This is a genomic window from Nostoc sp. DedQUE04 (assembly GCF_034530995.1).
In the GTDB taxonomy this organism is placed as follows: domain Bacteria; phylum Cyanobacteriota; class Cyanobacteriia; order Cyanobacteriales; family Nostocaceae; genus Nostoc.
The window spans coordinates 41250-60110 of record NZ_JAVRCA010000036.1 but is presented as its reverse complement, the minus strand read 5'-3'; the positions used below and the strand labels follow the sequence as shown (position 1 = coordinate 60110).

The 18861-nt window shown below is 41.9% G+C and carries 16 protein-coding genes; 9 read left to right on the top strand and 7 right to left on the bottom strand.

What is annotated here, in order from left to right; translation table 11 throughout:
- Window positions 1-128 precede the first annotated feature (128 nt).
- A complete protein-coding gene (locus RM049_RS22785) occupies window positions 129-1013 on the top strand; it encodes an NAD(P)-dependent oxidoreductase (RefSeq protein WP_322705781.1) in 885 nt (294 codons plus the stop codon).
- Window positions 1014-1083: 70 nt separating this feature from the next.
- The gene (locus tag RM049_RS22780; RefSeq protein WP_322702652.1) at window positions 1084-1707 is read left to right on the top strand and encodes an O-methyltransferase; all 624 of its coding nucleotides are present in this window, start codon (window positions 1084-1086) and stop codon (window positions 1705-1707) included.
- Window positions 1708-2358: 651 nt separating this feature from the next.
- Here RM049_RS22780 and RM049_RS22775 read toward each other — a convergent pair.
- Window positions 2359-3132 carry an SDR family oxidoreductase gene (locus tag RM049_RS22775; RefSeq protein ID WP_322685425.1) on the bottom strand — a complete coding sequence of 258 codons (774 nt, stop codon included), beginning with the start codon at window positions 3130-3132 and terminating at the stop codon, window positions 2359-2361.
- A gap of 152 nt (window positions 3133-3284) precedes the next feature.
- Window positions 3285-4124: a nuclear transport factor 2 family protein gene (locus RM049_RS22770; RefSeq protein WP_322705780.1), complete on the bottom strand. Its 840-nt coding sequence runs from the start codon at window positions 4122-4124 to the stop codon at window positions 3285-3287.
- An 84-nt stretch (window positions 4125-4208) separates the two neighbouring features.
- On the opposite strand from RM049_RS22770, the gene murG reads away from it, so the two are divergent.
- Both murG and RM049_RS22760 read left to right on the top strand, forming a co-directional pair.
- A complete protein-coding gene (gene murG, locus RM049_RS22765) occupies window positions 4209-5282 on the top strand; it encodes an undecaprenyldiphospho-muramoylpentapeptide beta-N-acetylglucosaminyltransferase (protein ID WP_322705779.1) in 1074 nt (357 codons plus the stop codon).
- Window positions 5283-5307: 25 nt separating this feature from the next.
- The gene (locus RM049_RS22760; RefSeq protein ID WP_322705778.1) at window positions 5308-6582 is read left to right on the top strand and encodes a hypothetical protein; all 1275 of its coding nucleotides are present in this window, start codon (window positions 5308-5310) and stop codon (window positions 6580-6582) included.
- Window positions 6583-6774: 192 nt separating this feature from the next.
- Here RM049_RS22760 and RM049_RS22755 read toward each other — a convergent pair whose 3' ends face one another.
- Window positions 6775-7140 carry a VOC family protein gene (locus RM049_RS22755; RefSeq protein ID WP_322705777.1) on the bottom strand — a complete coding sequence of 122 codons (366 nt, stop codon included), beginning with the start codon at window positions 7138-7140 and terminating at the stop codon, window positions 6775-6777.
- 310 nt (window positions 7141-7450) lie between these two features.
- On the opposite strand from RM049_RS22755, the gene psbA reads away from it, so the two are divergent.
- The 3 genes from psbA to RM049_RS22740 all read left to right on the top strand — a co-directional run bounded on the left by psbA (window position 7451) and on the right by RM049_RS22740 (window position 10262).
- Entirely contained in the window at window positions 7451-8533 is a 1083-nt protein-coding gene (gene psbA, locus RM049_RS22750; RefSeq protein ID WP_322674025.1) for a photosystem II q(b) protein, read from the top strand.
- 283 nt (window positions 8534-8816) lie between these two features.
- Window positions 8817-9326, top strand: a complete 510-nt coding sequence (locus RM049_RS22745; RefSeq protein ID WP_322685842.1) for a hypothetical protein — start codon at window positions 8817-8819, stop codon at window positions 9324-9326.
- Between the two features lie 48 nt (window positions 9327-9374).
- The gene (locus RM049_RS22740; RefSeq protein WP_322673989.1) at window positions 9375-10262 is read left to right on the top strand and encodes a hypothetical protein; all 888 of its coding nucleotides are present in this window, start codon (window positions 9375-9377) and stop codon (window positions 10260-10262) included.
- Between the two features lie 70 nt (window positions 10263-10332).
- On the opposite strand, the gene RM049_RS22735 is transcribed toward RM049_RS22740, so the two are convergent.
- The 4 genes from RM049_RS22735 to RM049_RS22720 form a co-directional block, all read right to left on the bottom strand.
- On the bottom strand, window positions 10333-11055 hold the full coding sequence (locus tag RM049_RS22735; RefSeq protein ID WP_322705776.1) for a hypothetical protein: 723 nt from the start codon (window positions 11053-11055) through the stop codon (window positions 10333-10335).
- A gap of 214 nt (window positions 11056-11269) precedes the next feature.
- Window positions 11270-11608 (bottom strand): hypothetical protein, encoded by a 339-nt coding sequence (locus RM049_RS22730; protein ID WP_322705775.1) that lies wholly within the window; start codon window positions 11606-11608, stop codon window positions 11270-11272.
- A gap of 460 nt (window positions 11609-12068) precedes the next feature.
- Complete coding sequence (locus RM049_RS22725; RefSeq protein ID WP_322705774.1) at window positions 12069-12659, bottom strand: hypothetical protein; 591 nt, start codon at window positions 12657-12659, stop codon at window positions 12069-12071.
- A 319-nt stretch (window positions 12660-12978) separates the two neighbouring features.
- On the bottom strand, window positions 12979-13344 hold the full coding sequence (locus RM049_RS22720; protein ID WP_322685873.1) for a Lin0512 family protein: 366 nt from the start codon (window positions 13342-13344) through the stop codon (window positions 12979-12981).
- A 641-nt stretch (window positions 13345-13985) separates the two neighbouring features.
- Between RM049_RS22720 and ileS the strand changes: the two genes are divergently transcribed.
- Both ileS and RM049_RS22710 read left to right on the top strand, forming a co-directional pair.
- Entirely contained in the window at window positions 13986-16916 is a 2931-nt protein-coding gene (ileS, locus tag RM049_RS22715; RefSeq protein WP_322705773.1) for an isoleucine--tRNA ligase, read from the top strand.
- Window positions 16917-17701: 785 nt separating this feature from the next.
- Entirely contained in the window at window positions 17702-18853 is a 1152-nt protein-coding gene (locus RM049_RS22710) for a histidine decarboxylase (protein WP_322705772.1), read from the top strand.
- Window positions 18854-18861: the final 8 nt, after the last annotated feature.

Genomic DNA, 18861 nt, shown 5'->3' with positions numbered 1-18861 from the left:
TATAGCTTGCTTGTTAAGCTTATCCGTGGTTTGATTAAAGTACGGCATATACATCGATTTATCGTAGTTGATGACTACTCAATTACTTGAATTAACTTGTCAGCCATAAAATAAATATAAAATTTTCCATGCCTATCCAAACTATTGGTATTTTAAGTCCGGGTGATATGGGACAGGCGATCGCAGCTGTTCTCAATCAACATGGATTGAAAACTATTGCAGCCCTAGACGATCGCAGTGAACGAACTCGGCAATTAGCAGCCGCAGCCAACATCCAAGATGTGGGTTCCCTCAGACAACTGGTAATTGAATCTGATGTGGTGCTGTCAGTTCTAGTCCCGGCAGCGGCTACCCAAGCGGCGAAGCAAGTAGCTGAGGCGATCGCCAATGTTGGTAAACCCATTCTCTACGTTGATTGTAATGCGATCGCACCCCAAAAAGTCATAAATATCGGCCACTTGATTGAATCAGTTGGGGGAACATTTGTAGATGCATCAATTATTGGCCCACCACCGCGAGTTCCCAATCGCACCCGCATTTACACTTCTGGAAAACAAGCAAATCAACTCCAACAACTGCGCGATCGCGGCTTGGATGTACGGGTAATTGGTGATGAAATTGGTCAGGCTTCGGGGTTGAAAATGTCCTACGCAGCGCTGACAAAGGGACTTACAGCAATTGGCACAGAATTACTAATTGCAGCCCATCGTTTAGGTTTAGATAAGGAACTATGGGATGAAATATCTAATAGTCAACCAGAACTTGCTAGTATTTTGACGCGTTCCATTCCCACGATGACACCGAAAGCACATCGTTGGGTAGGAGAGATGGAAGAGATTGCAGAAACCTTTAAAGAGTTAGGTCTGACAGAGCAGATTTTTTACGGAGCAGCTGAGGTTTACCGTTTGGTGAAAGAAACCTCCTTGGGTAAAGAAACACCAGAAAATTCTAATCGCGATCGCCCGTTGGATGAAATCATTACAATCCTTTCCAATGAAGCAAGTGACACTTAATCGTAAAAACTGAGAATCTATGACTCAAGAGCAGTGGACTGCGGTCGATCGTTACTTTACCGATCTGCTTGTGCCGTCAGATCCCGTGCTGGATAAAGCCCTCCAAACCAGTGCCGCCGCCGGACTACCGCCGCACAACGTTTCGCCAAACCAAGGCAAACTGTTGTTACTGTTGGCGCAAATCCAAGGGGCGCGAAGCATCTTAGAGATTGGCACACTGGGCGGCTACAGTACGATCTGGCTGGCGCGGGCGTTACCCAGCAATGGCCGCCTAATCACACTGGAAGCTGACCCAAAGCACGCCGAAATTGCCCGCGCCAATATCGCTCACGCTGGTCTGTCTGACGTTGTTGACCTCCGCCTCGGACAAGCCCTCTCTACACTGCCACAGATTGCCGCCGAAGGTCACAGCCCATTTGACTTAATCTTCATCGACGCTGATAAACCAAGTAATCCCGATTACTTCGCGTGGGCGCTCAAGCTTTCCCGTCGCGGCAGCCTGATTATCGCTGATAATGTTGTACGTAACGGAGCGGTGATTGATTCCAGTAGCAACGATCCTAGCGTTCAGGGGGTGCGCTGCTTCAACGAACTGCTTGCTTCTGAGCCACGCGTCAACGCCACGGCAATCCAGACTGTGGGTAGCAAAGGATATGACGGCTTTGCGATCGCGATCGTCACGGCTGACCAATAGCCAATATACCTGCCTTGAAAATAGTGTTGGCGATGTTTGAGTCGATCTACACTAACGCCAACTCATAAAAATTTAGAAAAAACTTAAAGCTTGTAATAAATAAACCCAGCAGGGACTATATAACAAGTCCCCCTGCCAGGAAGGTATAGTATATTCTGGCCATGTTTGATTAGATTAGCGCTTATTTATAAAAAATAATTGCGTATCCTTAAATACAATAACTAAATACTTCGTAAAACACAGTTAAGAAAAGTTATTAAATAGGTTAATTTACAATTAAAATCCAATACGCTTGGGTTAAGAGTTCTTCACTCTAGCTGAGTTGGTAAGTAGGTCGTCGTGAATATTTATCGTCAGGGCAAGGCAGGAGGCAGGAGGCAGAAGGAAAGAGAGTTTGAGCTTCGTTTATCTTTATTAACATAGTTATGTTTTTTCTCGCCAACTTACTTAAAGGCTTAACAAACTCTCTAGACGTAAACTGAAACATAAACTGTAAGACTTTAAATATTTAGTGAAATTAAATATGCATTATCCAGAACCTTAGTAGAGACGTACTATTGCTACGTCTCTACATTTTTTCTACCAAATGTCTCTTGAGTAGAGTAAGTGGCAGAGGTAAGCTTTTTGAGAATGGGATGAGATCGGTTACTTTTATGTTCGTCGATTAACTAGGGTAGCGCTAGCTTGGTCAACAGGCATTAGCACAACTTCATTAATATTGACATGGGGCGATCGCGTCACACAGAAAAATATCACATCAGCCACATCATCTGCTGTTAGGGGTGTAACTCCCTGGTAGACTTTGTTGGCGCGTTCAGTATTTCCGTGAAAGCGTACCTCGCTAAATTCCGTTTCTACCATACCAGGATCGACAGAAGTTACACGGACTCGCGTACCCAACAGATCTTGTTTTAAACCTTCAGAAATTGCTCTGACAGCAGCTTTGGTAGCACAGTAGACATTGCCACCGGGATAGGTTTGATGTCCGGCGATGGAACCTAAATTTACCACATGACCGCGATCGCGGCTTACCATTCCCGGAACGACATAGCGGGAGACATAAAGTAAACCTTTAACGTTAGTATCAATCATGTCTTCCCAGTCTTGAAAGCTGCCTTCGTGTAACTTGTCTAAACCACGACTCAAGCCAGCATTATTAATGAGAATGTCGATGTCAGACCAGGCAGGGGGTAGATTTGCAATAGCAGATTCAACAGCATGGCGATCGCGCACATCTAGCTGTAATAAATGAATTTCAGTACTAAAATCTTTACTCAGAGTATCTGCTAGCTGCTGCAAACGTTCTAACCTTCGTGCTGCTAAAATCAGTTTTGCACCCGCACCAGCAAAGATTTTTGCACAAGCAGTACCAATACCACTACTTGCACCAGTAATCAAAATGATTTGATTTTGTAGGGAAGTCATTAGGATAGTTAGGAGTGAAAAGTAAACAAGGATAGTTAGAAGTGAGGAGTTAACAGTTATGAATTATGAATTAGCACAAGTTTCACCGTTCATAATTTATCATCATTCGGTCTATAACTCCTAACTCCTAACTCCTAACTCCTAACTCCTAACTACTTCTTCACCACTTGCAAGCGCTGAGTTACCATTGTCATTCCATTACCTCGCAGGATGACAGCAGAAATCCATTGGCTACCTGGGGTAGATGGTGCTTGTCCTACTTTAAACAATCCGCCAGATGTCAGTAATTCCAAATCGACGGGTGTAGGATTAAGAAATTTATCTGGTTGGATAGATTCTTCTAAGGCCGTTCCTAGTAAAAAATCATCACCAAGTGGCTGTTGAACGATCGCATCAAAATTATACTTCTGACCGACTTGCACTTGCTGGGGTAATTTAATATCAATTTGGGGCGGATTACTACCAGAAGTAAGCAGGGTGCGTTCTGACAAAATGTCTTGGCGGACTATTTTTCCGCCTTCAATGCGCTGACGCGATTTAATTGTGGCATTGAGAGCTAACTTATTACCGTTACCAGTGGGTAAGCCAGTTATCTTTGTTTCTGTTTCAGCAATAATTCCATTAGCTTCAGGTTTTGAAGATAGCAGTTTCGTGCTGTATTGCAATTTCGGATATCGTTGCCAAAGTGAAGTCAAGGACTTTTCCAGGGTTTGGAGGTTTAATCCATCGCCATGAGTGAAATTGGGACTGTAAAATTGCAACACCCCTCTGATATCGCCTCGGCTGGCGGCGGTATCAACTTGTGTCAACAGGTTTGTCAAAGCAGCTGGTGCATTTTGGGCTGTTGTGGCTTGGGATAATTGCTGTGGTGTCGTCGCCTGAGTACGTTGCCAACCAGTTGTTAAACCAATAGTCAGCAGAAACGAAACTAGCCAAATATTTGCTGGAAATTTGAGTTGATGTCTCACTAAGGCGGTAATAATGTTAGTCATTGGTAAGAGTTTACTGATTTGATTAGAGAAAGCAAGCAAATTGTTTTATCTTAGTTAAGCTAGACGCTAAACGGTAGAGGTTTGATGGCAAACGCACCGATACGATTATTAATAGCTGCCAGTGGGACTGGTGGACATTTGTTTCCAGCGATCGCCCTGGCACAAAAACTTCCAGATTATCAAATAGAATGGCTGGGAGTACCCGATCGCCTAGAAACTCAACTTGTCCCGAAACAGTATCCCTTGAATACTATTGCAGTTGAAGGGTTTCAGCAAGGGTTTGGAGTTTCCTCGATTCGCATTTTGGGTAAACTCGCCCTTTCGATTTTAGAAGTCAGACGAATTCTCAAACAGGGAAATTTTCAAGGGGTGTTTACCACTGGCGGTTACATTGCCGGGCCAGCCGTGATTGCGGCGCGTTCTCTCGGTTTACCCGTGGTTTTCCACGAATCTAACGCCTTACCAGGTAAAGTAACTCGCTTTTTTGGCCCTTGGTGTAGTGCGGTAGCTTTGGGATTTGAAGTCGCTGCTAAGTATTTACCTCGTGCCAAAAATGTCTATGTTGGTACTCCGGTAAGATCGCAATTTCTTGATGGGGCAATTAATGCGCCACTAGATTTAGCTATTCCTGATGGTGTGCCTTTAATTGTTGTTTTTGGTGGTAGCCAGGGTGCAGTTGCAGTAAATAAATTGGTGCGCGAATCTGCAAAAGCTTGGTTTGATGCTGGTGTTTATGTAGTACATTTAACTGGCGATCGCGATCCCCAAGCAGATAGTCTCAAACATCCACAGTACATAGCCTTGCCTTTTTACAACAATATGGCAGCGTTATTGCAAAGAGCTACTTTAGCCATTAGTCGTTCTGGCGCAGGTAGCTTAACAGAATTAGCAGTGTGTGGAACGCCAGCGATTTTGATTCCTTACCCCTTTGCCGCAGAAGACCATCAATCTTACAATGCAGACGTATTTACTTCATCGGGTGCAGCGTTAACGTTGAAGCAATCTGAGTTGACGACTGAAGTATTGCAAAGTAGTGTGTTGAATTTATTGCAGTCACCGCAAGAGTTAGCAAAGATGGGGGAAAAAGCAAAGGCGATCGCAGTTCCTGATAGTGCCGAAAAATTGGCGCAGTTAGTGCGTGAGGTGATAGAAACATAACGTTGATTATTTCGCATTAAAGAATATGTTATTTAGCAAAAAACTTCGCTTTACAGTAGGTTGTGCTGCCTTATTACTTGTCAGTTTAGCAAGTAGTTATCTATATACCAACTCAAAAACTAAACAGTCATTTACTCAACAAGAAAATTCTGCCCTACTTCAATCGCAGATTTCTCTGACCTCAAATAAAGATAGCGATAGACTTAACTCTAAGTTTCAAAATGCTTTTACATCTCGACAGAATTTGTTAACAGCATCTACACCCTATCCAGTTGTTGATGAGTTCAAAAAATATAAATTTAACATTAATGGCAGCCAGATTGCTACTTCAGGAAAACTACCAAATAGTAAGGTTAAATTCAATCAAAGAGATTTATTAACTGTTCTCGTTAATACTAGAAAATATTTTCAAGATTATGCTTCAGAAGATCCAGATATTATGCGTACAGGAGTGCTTGCAACTCAAGGAGTTACTGTAGCAGATGTCCTTAAGACTTTGGATTTCATGATTGCTGTTTTGAAGGAGGATATTGCTAATAATCGGGCTACTCGTTTACAAGACTCTCAATTTATTAATACCAATTTTCGAGTCATTAAATGGTCTGCCTACAATCCCAAAGCTAAACAGCAAAAACAATTACGAATTACCAAATATGCTGTATTTACTCACCCTGGTTCCCGCAAGAAAACCTCTACTTTTAATATACCAATTTATAGCTTAAAAAACAACTCTAATAACGATGATAAGTTTTACACTCGATACACAAAGCAAGATGTTTTATCTGGTATTTATGAACCAGGTGGTCGAGAATTTGGAAAAGTTAATACTCTTGCTTATCTAACCAGAAATGGCTTAGAAGAAGCAATTATGGAAGGAACAATCCTGATTAATTTTACAGATGGTTATAAGGCATTTTTTAATGTAGATAGAAACAATGGAATGGCTTATATCCGGGGATTAAAAGCAACAGCACAAAAGCGTTATTGGTATTTTCGAGAAGTTGATGCTATTAAAGGCTATGGATACAAAATAGATGCAAAAATTTCTATCAAACCCGGAGTTACTTTTGCTGGAGATGTTTTAAATATCGGTTTAGGTAAAGTGATTGTGATTGAGCATACTCAAGGTGGTCGCAAACATCTGCAAATGGGAGTCATCGCCGATACAGGCGGGGCATTTTTACCCAATCTTTATCAGCTCGATTTTTTGGCAGGTATTTTCAAGAATAAAACAGAATTTGGGCAGAATATCAGCCAATTACCGGAATATGCTACGGCATATTTTTTAGTCAAGAAGTAATGCATTGACCAAAGAGGGGGGAAAGGGAAAAGGTTAAAGGGAAAGGAAAAAGATGTATTTCGAGATACGTAGTACGAGAAATACAGCGTCCTCGCCTCATATCAAGCCCCTAACTTTAGTTATGGGGTTCCCTTTCCCCTTTCCCAATAAAGATGCATCCTTGCCCGAAGAGCTTGACCTAATCTCAAAAATTTATGCACGGGTTAACAATTCTAAGTTGTGGCCATCGGAGTCATAGAAATAGAAGCCACGACCTTCCTTTCTGTGGTTAATTTGTCCTTTCTTGTGATGCATGGGGTCGCTACTGTATTCAATACCTGCCTCTTTAATGCGTGCAAAAATTGCATCAAATTCTTCATCATTAACGTGGAACGCATAATGATGTGGCTCGAACGCTTCAGCGTCGGCGAAGTCAAGCGTTAATGCATCATTTATATGTACAACAGCAAAGTGACCAATGGGATGCTCGACCTCTAAACCGAAAATTTTTGCAAAGAACCTCGCCGCTGCTTCTTTGTCATGTGCGGGCACTATGGTGTGATTTAGAGTAATTGTCATGTCACACCTTCCCTCCTAATTTTGGTACTAATCCATATCAACTCTCAATTTCAGAGTCGATAACAATAATGTTCCTTTCTATTTTATCTTTTGGGCGCTAACACCAGAGTAAATATATCTAAATCCTGGGTTCAACAGTATTGTGAACAACTGCAAACACTAAAGCTCAAGCTTAAATAAGCAAACCTGATAACTCGTATCAGTTTTACTGAAGTAATAAAACTTGATTAAATTTTGTAAAGCAGTGTAAAGTAGTTTCACAGGCAAAGAGAAAACCGCCTGATTCATAAATAACCGCAATCATAAAACAATGACAACAACCTTACAACAGCGCCAAAGCGCCAATGTATGGGATCGATTCTGCGAATGGATCACCAGCACCAATAACCGGATCTACATCGGTTGGTTCGGCGTAGTCATGATCCCCACCTTGCTAGCCGCCACCGCTTGCTTCGTAATCGCCTTCATCGCTGCTCCTCCAGTAGACATCGATGGTATCCGCGAACCAGTAGCAGGTTCTTTGATCTACGGAAACAACATCATCTCCGGTGCAGTAGTACCTTCCTCCAACGCCATCGGTTTGCACTTCTACCCAATTTGGGAAGCAGCATCTCTTGACGAGTGGTTGTACAACGGCGGTCCTTACCAGTTGGTAATTTTCCACTTCCTGATTGGCGTATTCTGCTACATGGGTCGTGAATGGGAACTATCCTACCGCTTAGGAATGCGTCCTTGGATTGCTATAGCATATTCAGCACCAGTTGCAGCAGCAAGTGCAGTATTCTTGGTATACCCCATCGGACAAGGTTCATTCTCTGATGGTATGCCTTTGGGAATCAGCGGAACCTTCAACTTCATGATCGTGTTCCAAGCAGAACACAACATCTTGATGCACCCCTTCCACCAATTAGGTGTAGCTGGTGTATTCGGCGGAAGTTTGTTCTCTGCAATGCACGGATCTTTGGTAACTTCCTCCTTGGTTCGTGAAACCACCGAAACCGAATCTCAAAACTACGGTTACAAGTTCGGTCAAGAAGAAGAAACCTACAACATCGTTGCGGCTCACGGCTACTTCGGTCGGTTAATCTTCCAATACGCTTCCTTCAACAACAGCCGTTCGCTGCACTTCTTCCTCGCAGCATGGCCTGTAATCGGAATCTGGTTCACCGCCTTGGGTGTAAGCACAATGGCGTTCAACTTGAACGGTTTCAACTTCAACCAGTCAATCATTGATTCTGAAGGTCGTGTGATTTCAACTTGGGCAGATGTAATCAACCGCGCTAACCTGGGTATGGAAGTAATGCACGAGCGCAATGCTCACAACTTCCCTCTTGATTTGGCTGCTGGCGATTCTGCTCCTGTAGCTCTTACCGCTCCTGCTATCAACGGTTAATTATAATCTGAGATACGCTCTTCACGATTCTCTATAAATAAAAGACGCTCTCCCGAAAGGGGGGGCGTTTTTGCATTGGGTTAATTGCTACGTTACAGCTATTTTCAGATAAATAGACAACGCGGTAGGGGTGCAAGCCTTGCGCCCCTACTTTTTTGAAGTGCAAAATCGCCTTTATCGGTGAGAACTTAGGAAATAATTATCAAAAAGTAAATTTTACGGGTAATAATTGCTAGCAGCGCAGATAATTGCCTGAAAGCTAAAGTATAAGGAGAAGCCAAAAATGATTTTACACCGTGGGCATAGGGTAGTAGCCGCTTTGTTGCTGTCGGTGGTACTACTGACAACAGCCTGTAGTCCAAAAACACCGGGACGTTTTGACCAGGCACAAAAAGAAAGCACTCAACAAAAAAGCGGTCAATCGGTAGCTAAAACCGCAACTCAGGGTAGCGAATTTAATCAACTTTTTCCAAAAGCTGGTGATGGCTACCAACGCGTCTATACCCAAGAGAAAAAAGGCTTTGCGGAAGCGAAGTTGAAAAAAGGCGGTAAAGATATAGCGTTGCTGTCTATTTCTGATACCACTAGCACACCCAATGCAGCAGCAAAGTTCTCGAAAAGCACTAAAAAAATTGGCGGTTATCCCGCAATAGAAGTTGGTAAAACGCAAACTGCAATTTTGGTTGGTAAGTACCAAGTAAAAGCACTTTCTCGCGATTCGTCATTTACAGCTAGCGATCGCGAAGATTGGCTAGAGAAGTTTAATCTTAATGGTTTGGCTAGACTGAAATGATTTGCACTCCTAACATTCAGATAATAAAACCTAAATAAGGAGATTTTTGTGAGTAAATCGATTGTTGAGTTAGTCGATCAATTGCCAACTGGCGGCTTGACTGTTTCTATGTTGAAGTCTCTCGATTTTGTTGCTCCTGGAGAGTGGCAAAATACCGTTGGCTTTGTTAACACTATCAAGAAAGTCACTGGCGAAGACGACGAAGATTTAATTCAGCAAATTGGCGAACGAGCGATTTATCTATTCAATGATAAATCCCAAGGATACCAAACAGCCTTGTGGTTATATCAAACTGTTGATAATACAGATAAAGCGCTTGGTGCAGCAGCTTTAGCTAACAAAGTCGGCGAAAAAATTCCTTTGTTGGGTTTTTTAAACTCTGTCACTCCCAAACCTGATAAAGCCCAAACTATCGATCTGACATTAAAATTAGTGGCTGAGTTAGTAGCCTTCTGTCAGATTAACGGCATTCCGGGAGATAGTATTGGGGATTTTGTCGCCTCTTTAGGAGAGTACAGTGGTGAGTCGCTGATCCGCATGGTGGCATTAGTTTGCGTTGATGGTTTGATACCTTTGGGCCCAGATTTTATCAGCAAAGCGATATCTGGGCTGAATCAAACAAATCCACAGGAGTTAGAACAAAACTCAACTTTCCAAAATATCAAAGATGTGATTCCAGGGAGCAATGCTGGCAGTAAACTTAACTTTATCGGTGAAAGCTTTGACTCTGTGAAAGGTTGGATGAGTGGGTTAGTTAGCGCCAATAATTTAACGCCGCAAAAGGTTGTCCACAACTTGCAAAGTTTTACCGATATTGCTGATGACAAGTTGGACTACCTCGCAGCATTCCTGGATGTAGCAACAAATTATTATGAGCACACTGGCACGCAAACTTTAGCACATCGCTTGATTGAACGCGCGGTAGCTGAGATTTAGGTTAATGGGGACTGGGGACTGGGGACTAAAGATTAGGAAGCAAGATTTCCTAATACCCAATACCCAGTCCCTATTGGGGTAAATGCAAATCTGCGGCGATCGCATACAAGTAAGGTTGAAAAATAGCCAAGTTTTCTAGTTTATCAAATTTACCTGTTTGCGTACCTGTGTCAAATGCAGTAGTAATTACGTAAAGTTGAGTGCCATCAAAGGCAACATGACCGATATGTTGCTCTTGTACTTCACCTTGCTGCTTAAGTCCGACGAACCCATAGCGAATTCCCTGAAGCTTACCAATGGTTACTGGTTGCGGTGGGTAGGCTGAGAAAATAATTTGTTTTCCATATTTACCCTGTCGATCTTTGGCAAACGCAGTGTAGCGATCTGCAACCCAAGTCTTAAGTACTGGTAATAACTGGGTTTGGTACTTAGGACTTTGGTAGTCTACTAGAGAAGCAGTTGGAATACGAGCTGCCAAGAGTTTCTTTCGGAAATCCTCATTGTTTGCTAGTGGGTAAATATTAATCTCAACTGTACCCAAACGTTTTCCTTTGGAGGAGACACACAACAGGGGTGCATTTCCTTCACAGGGAGCAACTTGCCAGTTAGTTGGAGCAGCAGCACTTCCCAGAATTTTCTGCCAAATATTTCCTTGATTAGAGTTGGGAAGTTTGGCAACAGTAGGAGGTTTTACTACTTTGGGTGAAGAAAATTGGGGTAAAAAAAATTTGGCTCCCACCGATATTGACACCAGCAAAATAGAACCTAGTAATAAATGATAAAGTCGTAACATTTTTTCAATATCCAGAGCCAGGGATTGCAGACTAACGATATCTACAATACTTTATGGATCTCTACTTCGGGAGAGTTTCTGGCTATGATGTATATCTAAGAACATCAATCAAGTTGTTCTTAGATTACATCTTATGGTTTATTGCCTAAGTTGACACATTAAGCAATACTGTACTCCTAGAAATAATTTGTATTGCTTTCAATGGTTCAGCCGTTTAATCTTCGTCAAGGGCTGGGAAAGCTTCTTCAAGCTGCCACAACCGATCTTTATTTTCAACGAACCAAATACGAGTTTTTGGAGTTAATTTACTCCAAATGTCTTCAACCGGGATGTGAGGAGATGCATATTGATAATGCTGACCAAGTGATTTAAGATTGTCCGCTACATCACGGGGAATTCCAAATTGTTCCCAGTCAACTGTGATATGTCTTCCCGAAACTCCGGCTGTGGGGTCGAAAACCAATTGTGCCGATCTGATTAAATCAGCAAAGTGTTTCGGTTTGAGTTTGGTAATTTCCTGAATTTGGAGTGATTCGTTATGCTCTTGAGACATGATCGCCGCACTGGTAAAGATTAGTGATTCAGTTGAATTTACTGCCAGAGATTTTTATCCCAATATTTTTACTTTAGCGCAGAGCCACTAACTCGATCGCGACTTAACCACACAAGGGGTTTAAGTAAATCGTTTAAGGTGATAAAATTTACCACCCATATAGCAGTACAATGTCTAAGCTAGTAATGAAAAGTTTGTAGTAAGCACTAAAGTGCTTAGAAAATAAGGACTAAAGTCGAATGGCACTAAGTTAAGATACAGCCCTTGCCCCAACTGGTTAAGAGCCTCTAGGCTGGGAAACCATTCTCGGAGGCTCCGCCTCCATAGCTTGACAAGAGGCAGAGCCTCTCGGAACTCGTTCCCAGCCTCCAGGCTGGGAACGAGGATACAATATGCCTTTGGGCTTTTCTTAGTGTGGTTCGACTAAAATCTTTACTACGAACTGTTCCTAGTACCTACTTTAGTGACGAGTGTAGGAATGCTCAAAGTGAGTTTTGAGTGTATGAGCCATAACAGAGATGACAATTGCTGCTATAGAAACCGATATTGCTGCGATTTTGATTCTAGAATCATCTGCAAGTATTGCTACAGCAGCTAGAGCGATCGCTACCCCAATACAACCTTGTTTGACCCTATTTGTCAGCTTATAAGCTCGATTGCAAGAATTACAAATAAGTGTGTGTCGTGAAAATCTGTCTAGCAAAATTGGTTTTGAATTCAACTCGTTATTCTCAACATTTTTAAATGTAGAATAGCCTTGATAAAAAGGCAAAGATGAGCCAAATTTATCTAGCCACTTACGGAACTCAATCACTAATGTGTCAGATGTTTTCAGCGGCAAATATAATTCTTTGAGACTTCTTCCCAAGCGTTCAATTTCTGCTTGTTGTCCCGCAATCAGAGGCAAATCCTGCTCCAATATTTTGTTCGTATTCAAGTGATCGAGCCAGCGCGGCCTCAGCTTGACTCCCCAAGTCATGAAATTATGATAACCTTTTGCTTGCTGAAAATACCGAAATGAGAAAGCATTCAAGCATTTTGAGTAAGTCAAAGGTCATTTTGCTTGCTGAAAATACCGAAATGAGAAAGCATTCAAGCATTTTGAGTAAGTCAAAGGTCATTTTGCTTGCTGAAAATACCGAAATGAGAAAGCATTCAAGCATTTTGAGTAAGTCAAAGATCATTTTGAGAAAGTATTTAAGTATTTTGAGCAAGTAAACGGGTATTTTTAGCAAGAAATAAGGCTTTTTGATAAAGTAATCAGCAAATATACTTGACAATGAAAAATAGCGCCAGCACAAATAAAGTAGGCGCTCAAATCACTTAATAACTTTTTTATAAGTTTCTGATTTATAGAAGGATTGCCTCAGCTACTCATCTTCGATTAGAACTGTAACAGCAGCGATCGCAATCAACATTTCGTCATTTTTATCGTTGAGTTCGGGAATCGCCCGCCCTTGAACGATCATCCCCCCAGATTCTACGGTGAGGGTTTTTCGCCCAAATGGTAATACAGCGAGTACTTCTTCTTCTCTAACTTGTTCGGGATATGGTACTGCCACCTGAACTTCTATAATCATTTGATTGGGATGATTTAAACCTGCGACTTCCCAAACACCAGGTAAGGCATTGTGAGCGATCGCATTACGTACTGCCCTAGATGCTGCTACTGTTGGTTCTTGTCCGTGTTGATCGATTCCCATCCCCATTTCGATAATCAAGCGTTTACGCGCCATTGCTAACTCCGGTAAATCTTGCATCTTGACACTAAAAAAGGCAGAAGTTAAAGAAGCTACTTGGAAAAACACTTTGCTACTTACTGCATCCTCCTGCCCTCTGCCTCACACCATACGTTGCAAGCGACTCAGACGCTCTGAGTAACTTTTCATCACCTGTAGCGCAAACACAGGTGTTTCCTGAAGACGAAACTTTTTGATAGCTTTAGGCGAACCCAGAAAAGTATACTACTTTCTGTTGGTTAACTCTCAATCTCCGCAAAATTCCTGATTAGTCTCCTTATCGCCTAGAAACTTCTCCCTGGTTTTACTACCCAAAACCGTCCCTCTCGTTCGTCAAAGAGACAGTTTTACCCCACCCTAACCCTCCCCTTATAAAGGGGAGGGAACTAAATTTTCTATTTCCCCCCTTTACAAGGGGGGATTAAGGGGGTAATTCGACTTGTGTGTACACCGTAGCCTTTCCAAGGGGGGATTAAGGGGGGTAATTCGACTTGTGTATGCACGGTAGCCGAAGCTGAGAGGGGCTGGGGGAAGGTCAAATAATACTTATCAAACTCAGGTTAAAATAGCGAATTTTGGTTTTCATGCCATCTTCTATAATTAATAAAACCTGCACACCTAATTTTAGGCATGAGACTGTGACCGAATCAGGAAGTTACAAAGATACTGTAAACCTACCCAAGACTAATTTTGATATGCGGGCAAACGCGATCAAGCGTGAGCCTGAAATCCAAAAATTTTGGGAAGAAAATAAAATTTACGATCGCCTCTTTGAAAATAACCCCGGCGAATTATTTATACTCCACGATGGGCCTCCCTACGCTAATGGCTCGCTCCATATAGGTCATGCCTTAAATAAAATTCTCAAAGATATTATTAACCGCTACCAAATGTTACAAGGGCGTAAAGTTCGCTACGTTCCAGGTTGGGATTGTCACGGATTGCCAATTGAGTTAAAAGTTTTGCAGAACATGAAGTCAGCAGAACGGCAAAACTTAACATCTTTACAACTGCGGCAGAAAGCGAAGGAATTTGGTCTAGCGACGGTAAACGACCAGCGCCAAAATTTTAAACGTTACGGTATTTGGGGTGATTGGGATAACCCTTATCTAACTCTGAAGCCGGAATATGAAGCGGCTCAAATTGGCGTGTTTGGTCAGATGTTCTTAAAAGGCTACATCTATCGCGGTTTAAAGCCGGTTCACTGGAGTCCGAGTTCTCATACCGCTTTGGCGGAAGCTGAGTTGGAATATCCTGAAGGTCACGTTTCCCGCAGTATCTATGCAGCTTTTGCAATCACAAGTTTGGCGGAAACTGTAAAACCACTGTTGGCGGAATATCAGTCAGATTTGGGTGTGGCTATCTGGACGACTACACCTTGGACAATTCCAGGGAATTTGGCTGTGGCGGTGAATGCAGATTTGAATTATGCAGTGGTGGAAGTGGAACCCCACCCCCCAACCCCCTCCCCGCAAGCAGGGAGGGGGAGTGAGGAAGTTTCTTCCCTCTCTCCGTTAACAGTGAGGTTCCGTTATCTTATCGTTGCTGCTGATTTAGTCGAACGTTTATCTTCAACCTTAGGAGTTGAGTTAACTGTAAAAGCCACCTTCAAGGGGAATGATTTAGAACATACTACTTATCGTCATCCTCTATATGACCGCGAAAGTCCGATTGTTGTCGGCGGCGATTACATCACAACTGAATCGGGTACGGGGTTGGTACATACTGCTCCCGGTCATGGTCAAGAAGACTACATTGTTGGTCAGCGTTACGGTTTGCCCATCCTTGCACCAGTGGATGACAATGGCAATTTTACCGAAGAAGCGGGAGAATTTGCAGGGTTGAATGTTCTGGGTGATGGAAATCAAGCGGTAATTGATGCACTGGCTGCGGCTGGTTCTTTGTTGAAGGAAGAACCATATCCCCATAAATATCCTTATGATTGGCGGACGAAGAAGCCAACGATTTTCCGCGCCACGGAACAATGGTTTGCCTCTGTGGAAGGATTTCGGGAAGAAGCATTAAAGGCGATCGCCACGGTAAAATGGATTCCAGCCCAAGGTGAAAATCGCATCACGCCAATGGTGGCAGAACGTTCCGATTGGTGTATCTCTCGTCAACGCGTTTGGGGTGTACCCATTCCCGTTTTCTACGACGAAGCCACGGGAGAACCACTGCTGAACGAAGAAACAATCAACCATGTCCAAGGAATCATCGCAGAAAAAGGTTCCGATGCTTGGTGGGAACTTTCAGTTGAGGAATTATTACCAGAATCTTATCGTAATAATGGCAAGTCGTACCGCCGGGGTACAGACACAATGGATGTATGGTTTGATTCTGGGTCATCTTGGGCAGCTGTTGTCCAACAGCGTCCATTACGCTACCCTGCTGATATATATTTGGAAGGTTCTGACCAACATCGCGGTTGGTTTCAATCCAGCTTGCTCACCAGTGTAGCGGTAAATGATATTGCGCCTTATAAAACTGTACTAACTCACGGCTTCGCTTTGGACGAACAAGGGCGAAAGATGAGTAAGTCTGAAGGAAATGTAGTCGATCCAAATACAATCATTGAAGGCGGAAAAAATCAAAAAGTAGAACCGCCTTACGGTGCAGATGTATTGCGATTGTGGGTATCATCGGTTGACTACTCCGGCGATGTTCGCATTGGCAAAAACATCATTAAGCAGATGAATGATGTTAGAGGTAAAATTCGCAATACAGCGCGGTTTTTGTTGGGTAGCTTGGATGATTTTGACCCAGAAAAAGATGCAGTTCCCTTTGAAGAATTGCCAGAACTTGACCGTTATATGCTGCACCGCATCACCGAAGTGTTTGAAGAAGTAACCGTTGCCTTTGAAAGTTTCCAATTTTTCCGCTTCTTCCAAACAGTGCAGAATTTCTGCGTGGTGGATTTATCCAACTTTTATTTAGATGTGGCCAAAGACAGGCTGTACATCAGTGCTAAGAATGCTTTCCGCCGTCGCAGTTGTCAAACGGTGCTGAAGATAGCAATAGATAATTTAGCACGAGCGATCGCACCAGTGTTATCTCACACTGCCGAAGATATCTGGCAATATCTCCCATACAAAACACCTTACAAATCGGTATTTGAAGCCGGTTGGGTGCAGGTTGAGGAAAAATGGCGTAATCCAGAGTTAGCAGAATTTTGGGAAACGCTGCGACAACTCCGCACCGATGTGAATAAAGTGTTGGAACAAGCCAGGATAGAAAAACTCATTGGTTCTTCTCTGGAGGCGAAAGCTTTGATTCATATACCTAACAAACAATTAGGCGATGCTATCAAAGCCTTTAACCCGGTTAAGGGTAACGGGATTGACGAACTGCGGTATTTATTGCTGACTTCCCAGGTGGAATTATTAGATTCTGCTGAAGGATTGCAAGGATTGAAATATACAGCGCAGACGGAAGACTGGGGAATTGGAGTAACGAATGCAGACGGGCAAAAATGCGATCGCTGTTGGAACTACTCTATTCATGTGGGAGAATCAGCAGAACATCCCTTAATTTGCGAACGGTGTGTTGCAGCCTTAGCTGGAGAGTTTTAAAAGCAAAAATTCCACAGCACTAGCAAACTACAAATGGCTAAATGCACTGACAGCAGTTTTCTTTTACATGAAGTACAAAACTACAGGATTTGAGGCAAAAGACAGAAACAAGCAAGTAGAAACTCTTGATGTTTGATACCTGAGTCCTGCATTTTGTGCCTCATCTACTGGAAAACTGCAAGAATATAGAGACGAGCAGTGCTAAGTCTCTATTAGAGGATGTTTGAAAAGTCCTCTTGTTGGTAGCAAAACGTTCCAGATCCCCCTAAATCCCCTGATAAATTAGGGGACTTTAATTCCGGTTCCCCCCAATTTATCGAGGGGTTAGGGGGGATCAACAAGTGCCTAAAATCATAGGTAACTACTTTTCAAACAACCTTTTAGCGTTCTATATAACCGATATTTAATTTATAGAAATCTCTTTTTAACACGATGAAGTCCGCATAAGCGGACTTCGTTGTATAGCCTATTCGTACCGAGAGATTACGCAACTGGTACAAAGTTAAATATGTAATTAAATCAGGTTGCAGTCAGCGAGTGAAAGAATATTTTACGTAATACGTATTATAGTTATTTCGTATTATGCAGAAGTTTCAAGTGTAATATACTATAGCAAAAAAAATTTGGGTATTATTACTGAATATTTATCAGTATTTTCACTGTATTATCTTCTCTTAAATCGATAAAATAGGTTATTATTAAAAAAAAATAAAGGTATGGATTAATACGTGTAATCTGGTTTAAAACATCCATTAACTCAATCAAAATTTAAGAGATAGAGAGATATGTCAAACAAAATTGCTAAGGAATTGGCTGATTTTCTGGTACAAATAGAACAGCGATCGCAGTTTCATACAGGCTATCCATATAATTTAAGTTGTGATTACAGTGCGATCGGTAAATTTTTCAATCTTCTATTAAATAATGCTGGAGATCCATATATTGAACCAGATTTTGGTCTCCATTCTCGTAAGTTTGAGCAAGAAGTATTATCTTTTTTTGCCCAACTTTATAAAATACCAGAAAATCAGTTTTGGGGTTATGTTACTGCTGGCGGAACTGAAGGTAATTTATATGGAATGTTCTTAGCAAGAGAAATCTACCCTGATGGTATTCTTTACTCATCACAAGACTCTCATTACTCCATACCAAAAGCAGCAAAATTATTCCGCATTCAACACAATATTGTTAACTCACAAATTAATGGAGAAATGAATTATGAACATTTTGAAAAACTGATTAGCGAAAATCGCAATTATCCTGCGATCGTAAATTTGAATATTGGGACTACTGTCAAAGGCGCAATTGATAACTTAGACAAAGTTCTCGAAATTTTAGAGCGCAATCAAATTAAAGATTACTACATTCATTGTGATGCCGCCCTTTCAGGATTAATATTACCCTTTCTAGATGGCGCTCCACAAGTTAACTTTCAAAAACCGATAGATAGTATAGCTATTTCTGCTAAATTCATTGGTTCGCCCTTGCCTTGCGGTGTAGTTTTAACCAAGAAAAAATGGGTAGAAAAAGTTGAAACAGCAATTGAATATATTGGTTCATCAGATACAACCATTCTGGGTTCTAGAAACGGTCATACCCCTCTGATTCTTTGGTATGCAATGAAAACAAGAGGTTATGATGGATTAGCCAAAGAAGCAAAGACTTGTATAGATAATGCTCAATATCTTTTCCAACAACTTAAAATCAGAGAATATCCATGTATGCTCAATAAATTTTCCAATACCGTAGTGTTTCAAAAACCTTCTCAAAGATTAATTAAAAAGTGGCAGCTAGCGATTTATGAAAATTGGGTACACATTATAGTCATGCAAAATATCGATCGGCACAAAATAGATACTTTTGTTAACGAACTTTTGTTAGAAGAAGGATTAGTTGATAACGTAGATAATTTCCACCTACAATCAACACTACACTAAGAATAGAT

Excerpts from the sequence above, each read along its gene's own strand:
- RM049_RS22785 (WP_322705781.1), top strand. The coding sequence starts at position 129 with ATGCCTATCCAAACTATTGGTATTTTAAGTCCGGGTGATATGGGACAG.
- RM049_RS22775 (WP_322685425.1), bottom strand. The coding sequence starts at position 3,132 with ATGACTTCCCTACAAAATCAAATCATTTTGATTACTGGTGCAAGTAGT.
- RM049_RS22770 (WP_322705780.1), bottom strand. The coding sequence starts at position 4,124 with ATGACTAACATTATTACCGCCTTAGTGAGACATCAACTCAAATTTCCA.
- murG (WP_322705779.1), top strand. The coding sequence starts at position 4,209 with ATGGCAAACGCACCGATACGATTATTAATAGCTGCCAGTGGGACTGGT.
- RM049_RS22760 (WP_322705778.1), top strand. The coding sequence starts at position 5,308 with ATGTTATTTAGCAAAAAACTTCGCTTTACAGTAGGTTGTGCTGCCTTA.
- RM049_RS22755 (WP_322705777.1), bottom strand. The coding sequence starts at position 7,140 with ATGACAATTACTCTAAATCACACCATAGTGCCCGCACATGACAAAGAA.
- psbA (WP_322674025.1), top strand. The coding sequence starts at position 7,451 with ATGACAACAACCTTACAACAGCGCCAAAGCGCCAATGTATGGGATCGA.
- RM049_RS22745 (WP_322685842.1), top strand. The coding sequence starts at position 8,817 with ATGATTTTACACCGTGGGCATAGGGTAGTAGCCGCTTTGTTGCTGTCG.
- RM049_RS22735 (WP_322705776.1), bottom strand. The coding sequence starts at position 11,055 with ATGTTACGACTTTATCATTTATTACTAGGTTCTATTTTGCTGGTGTCA.
- RM049_RS22730 (WP_322705775.1), bottom strand. The coding sequence starts at position 11,608 with ATGTCTCAAGAGCATAACGAATCACTCCAAATTCAGGAAATTACCAAA.
- RM049_RS22720 (WP_322685873.1), bottom strand. The coding sequence starts at position 13,344 with ATGGCGCGTAAACGCTTGATTATCGAAATGGGGATGGGAATCGATCAA.
- RM049_RS22710 (WP_322705772.1), top strand. The coding sequence starts at position 17,702 with ATGTCAAACAAAATTGCTAAGGAATTGGCTGATTTTCTGGTACAAATA.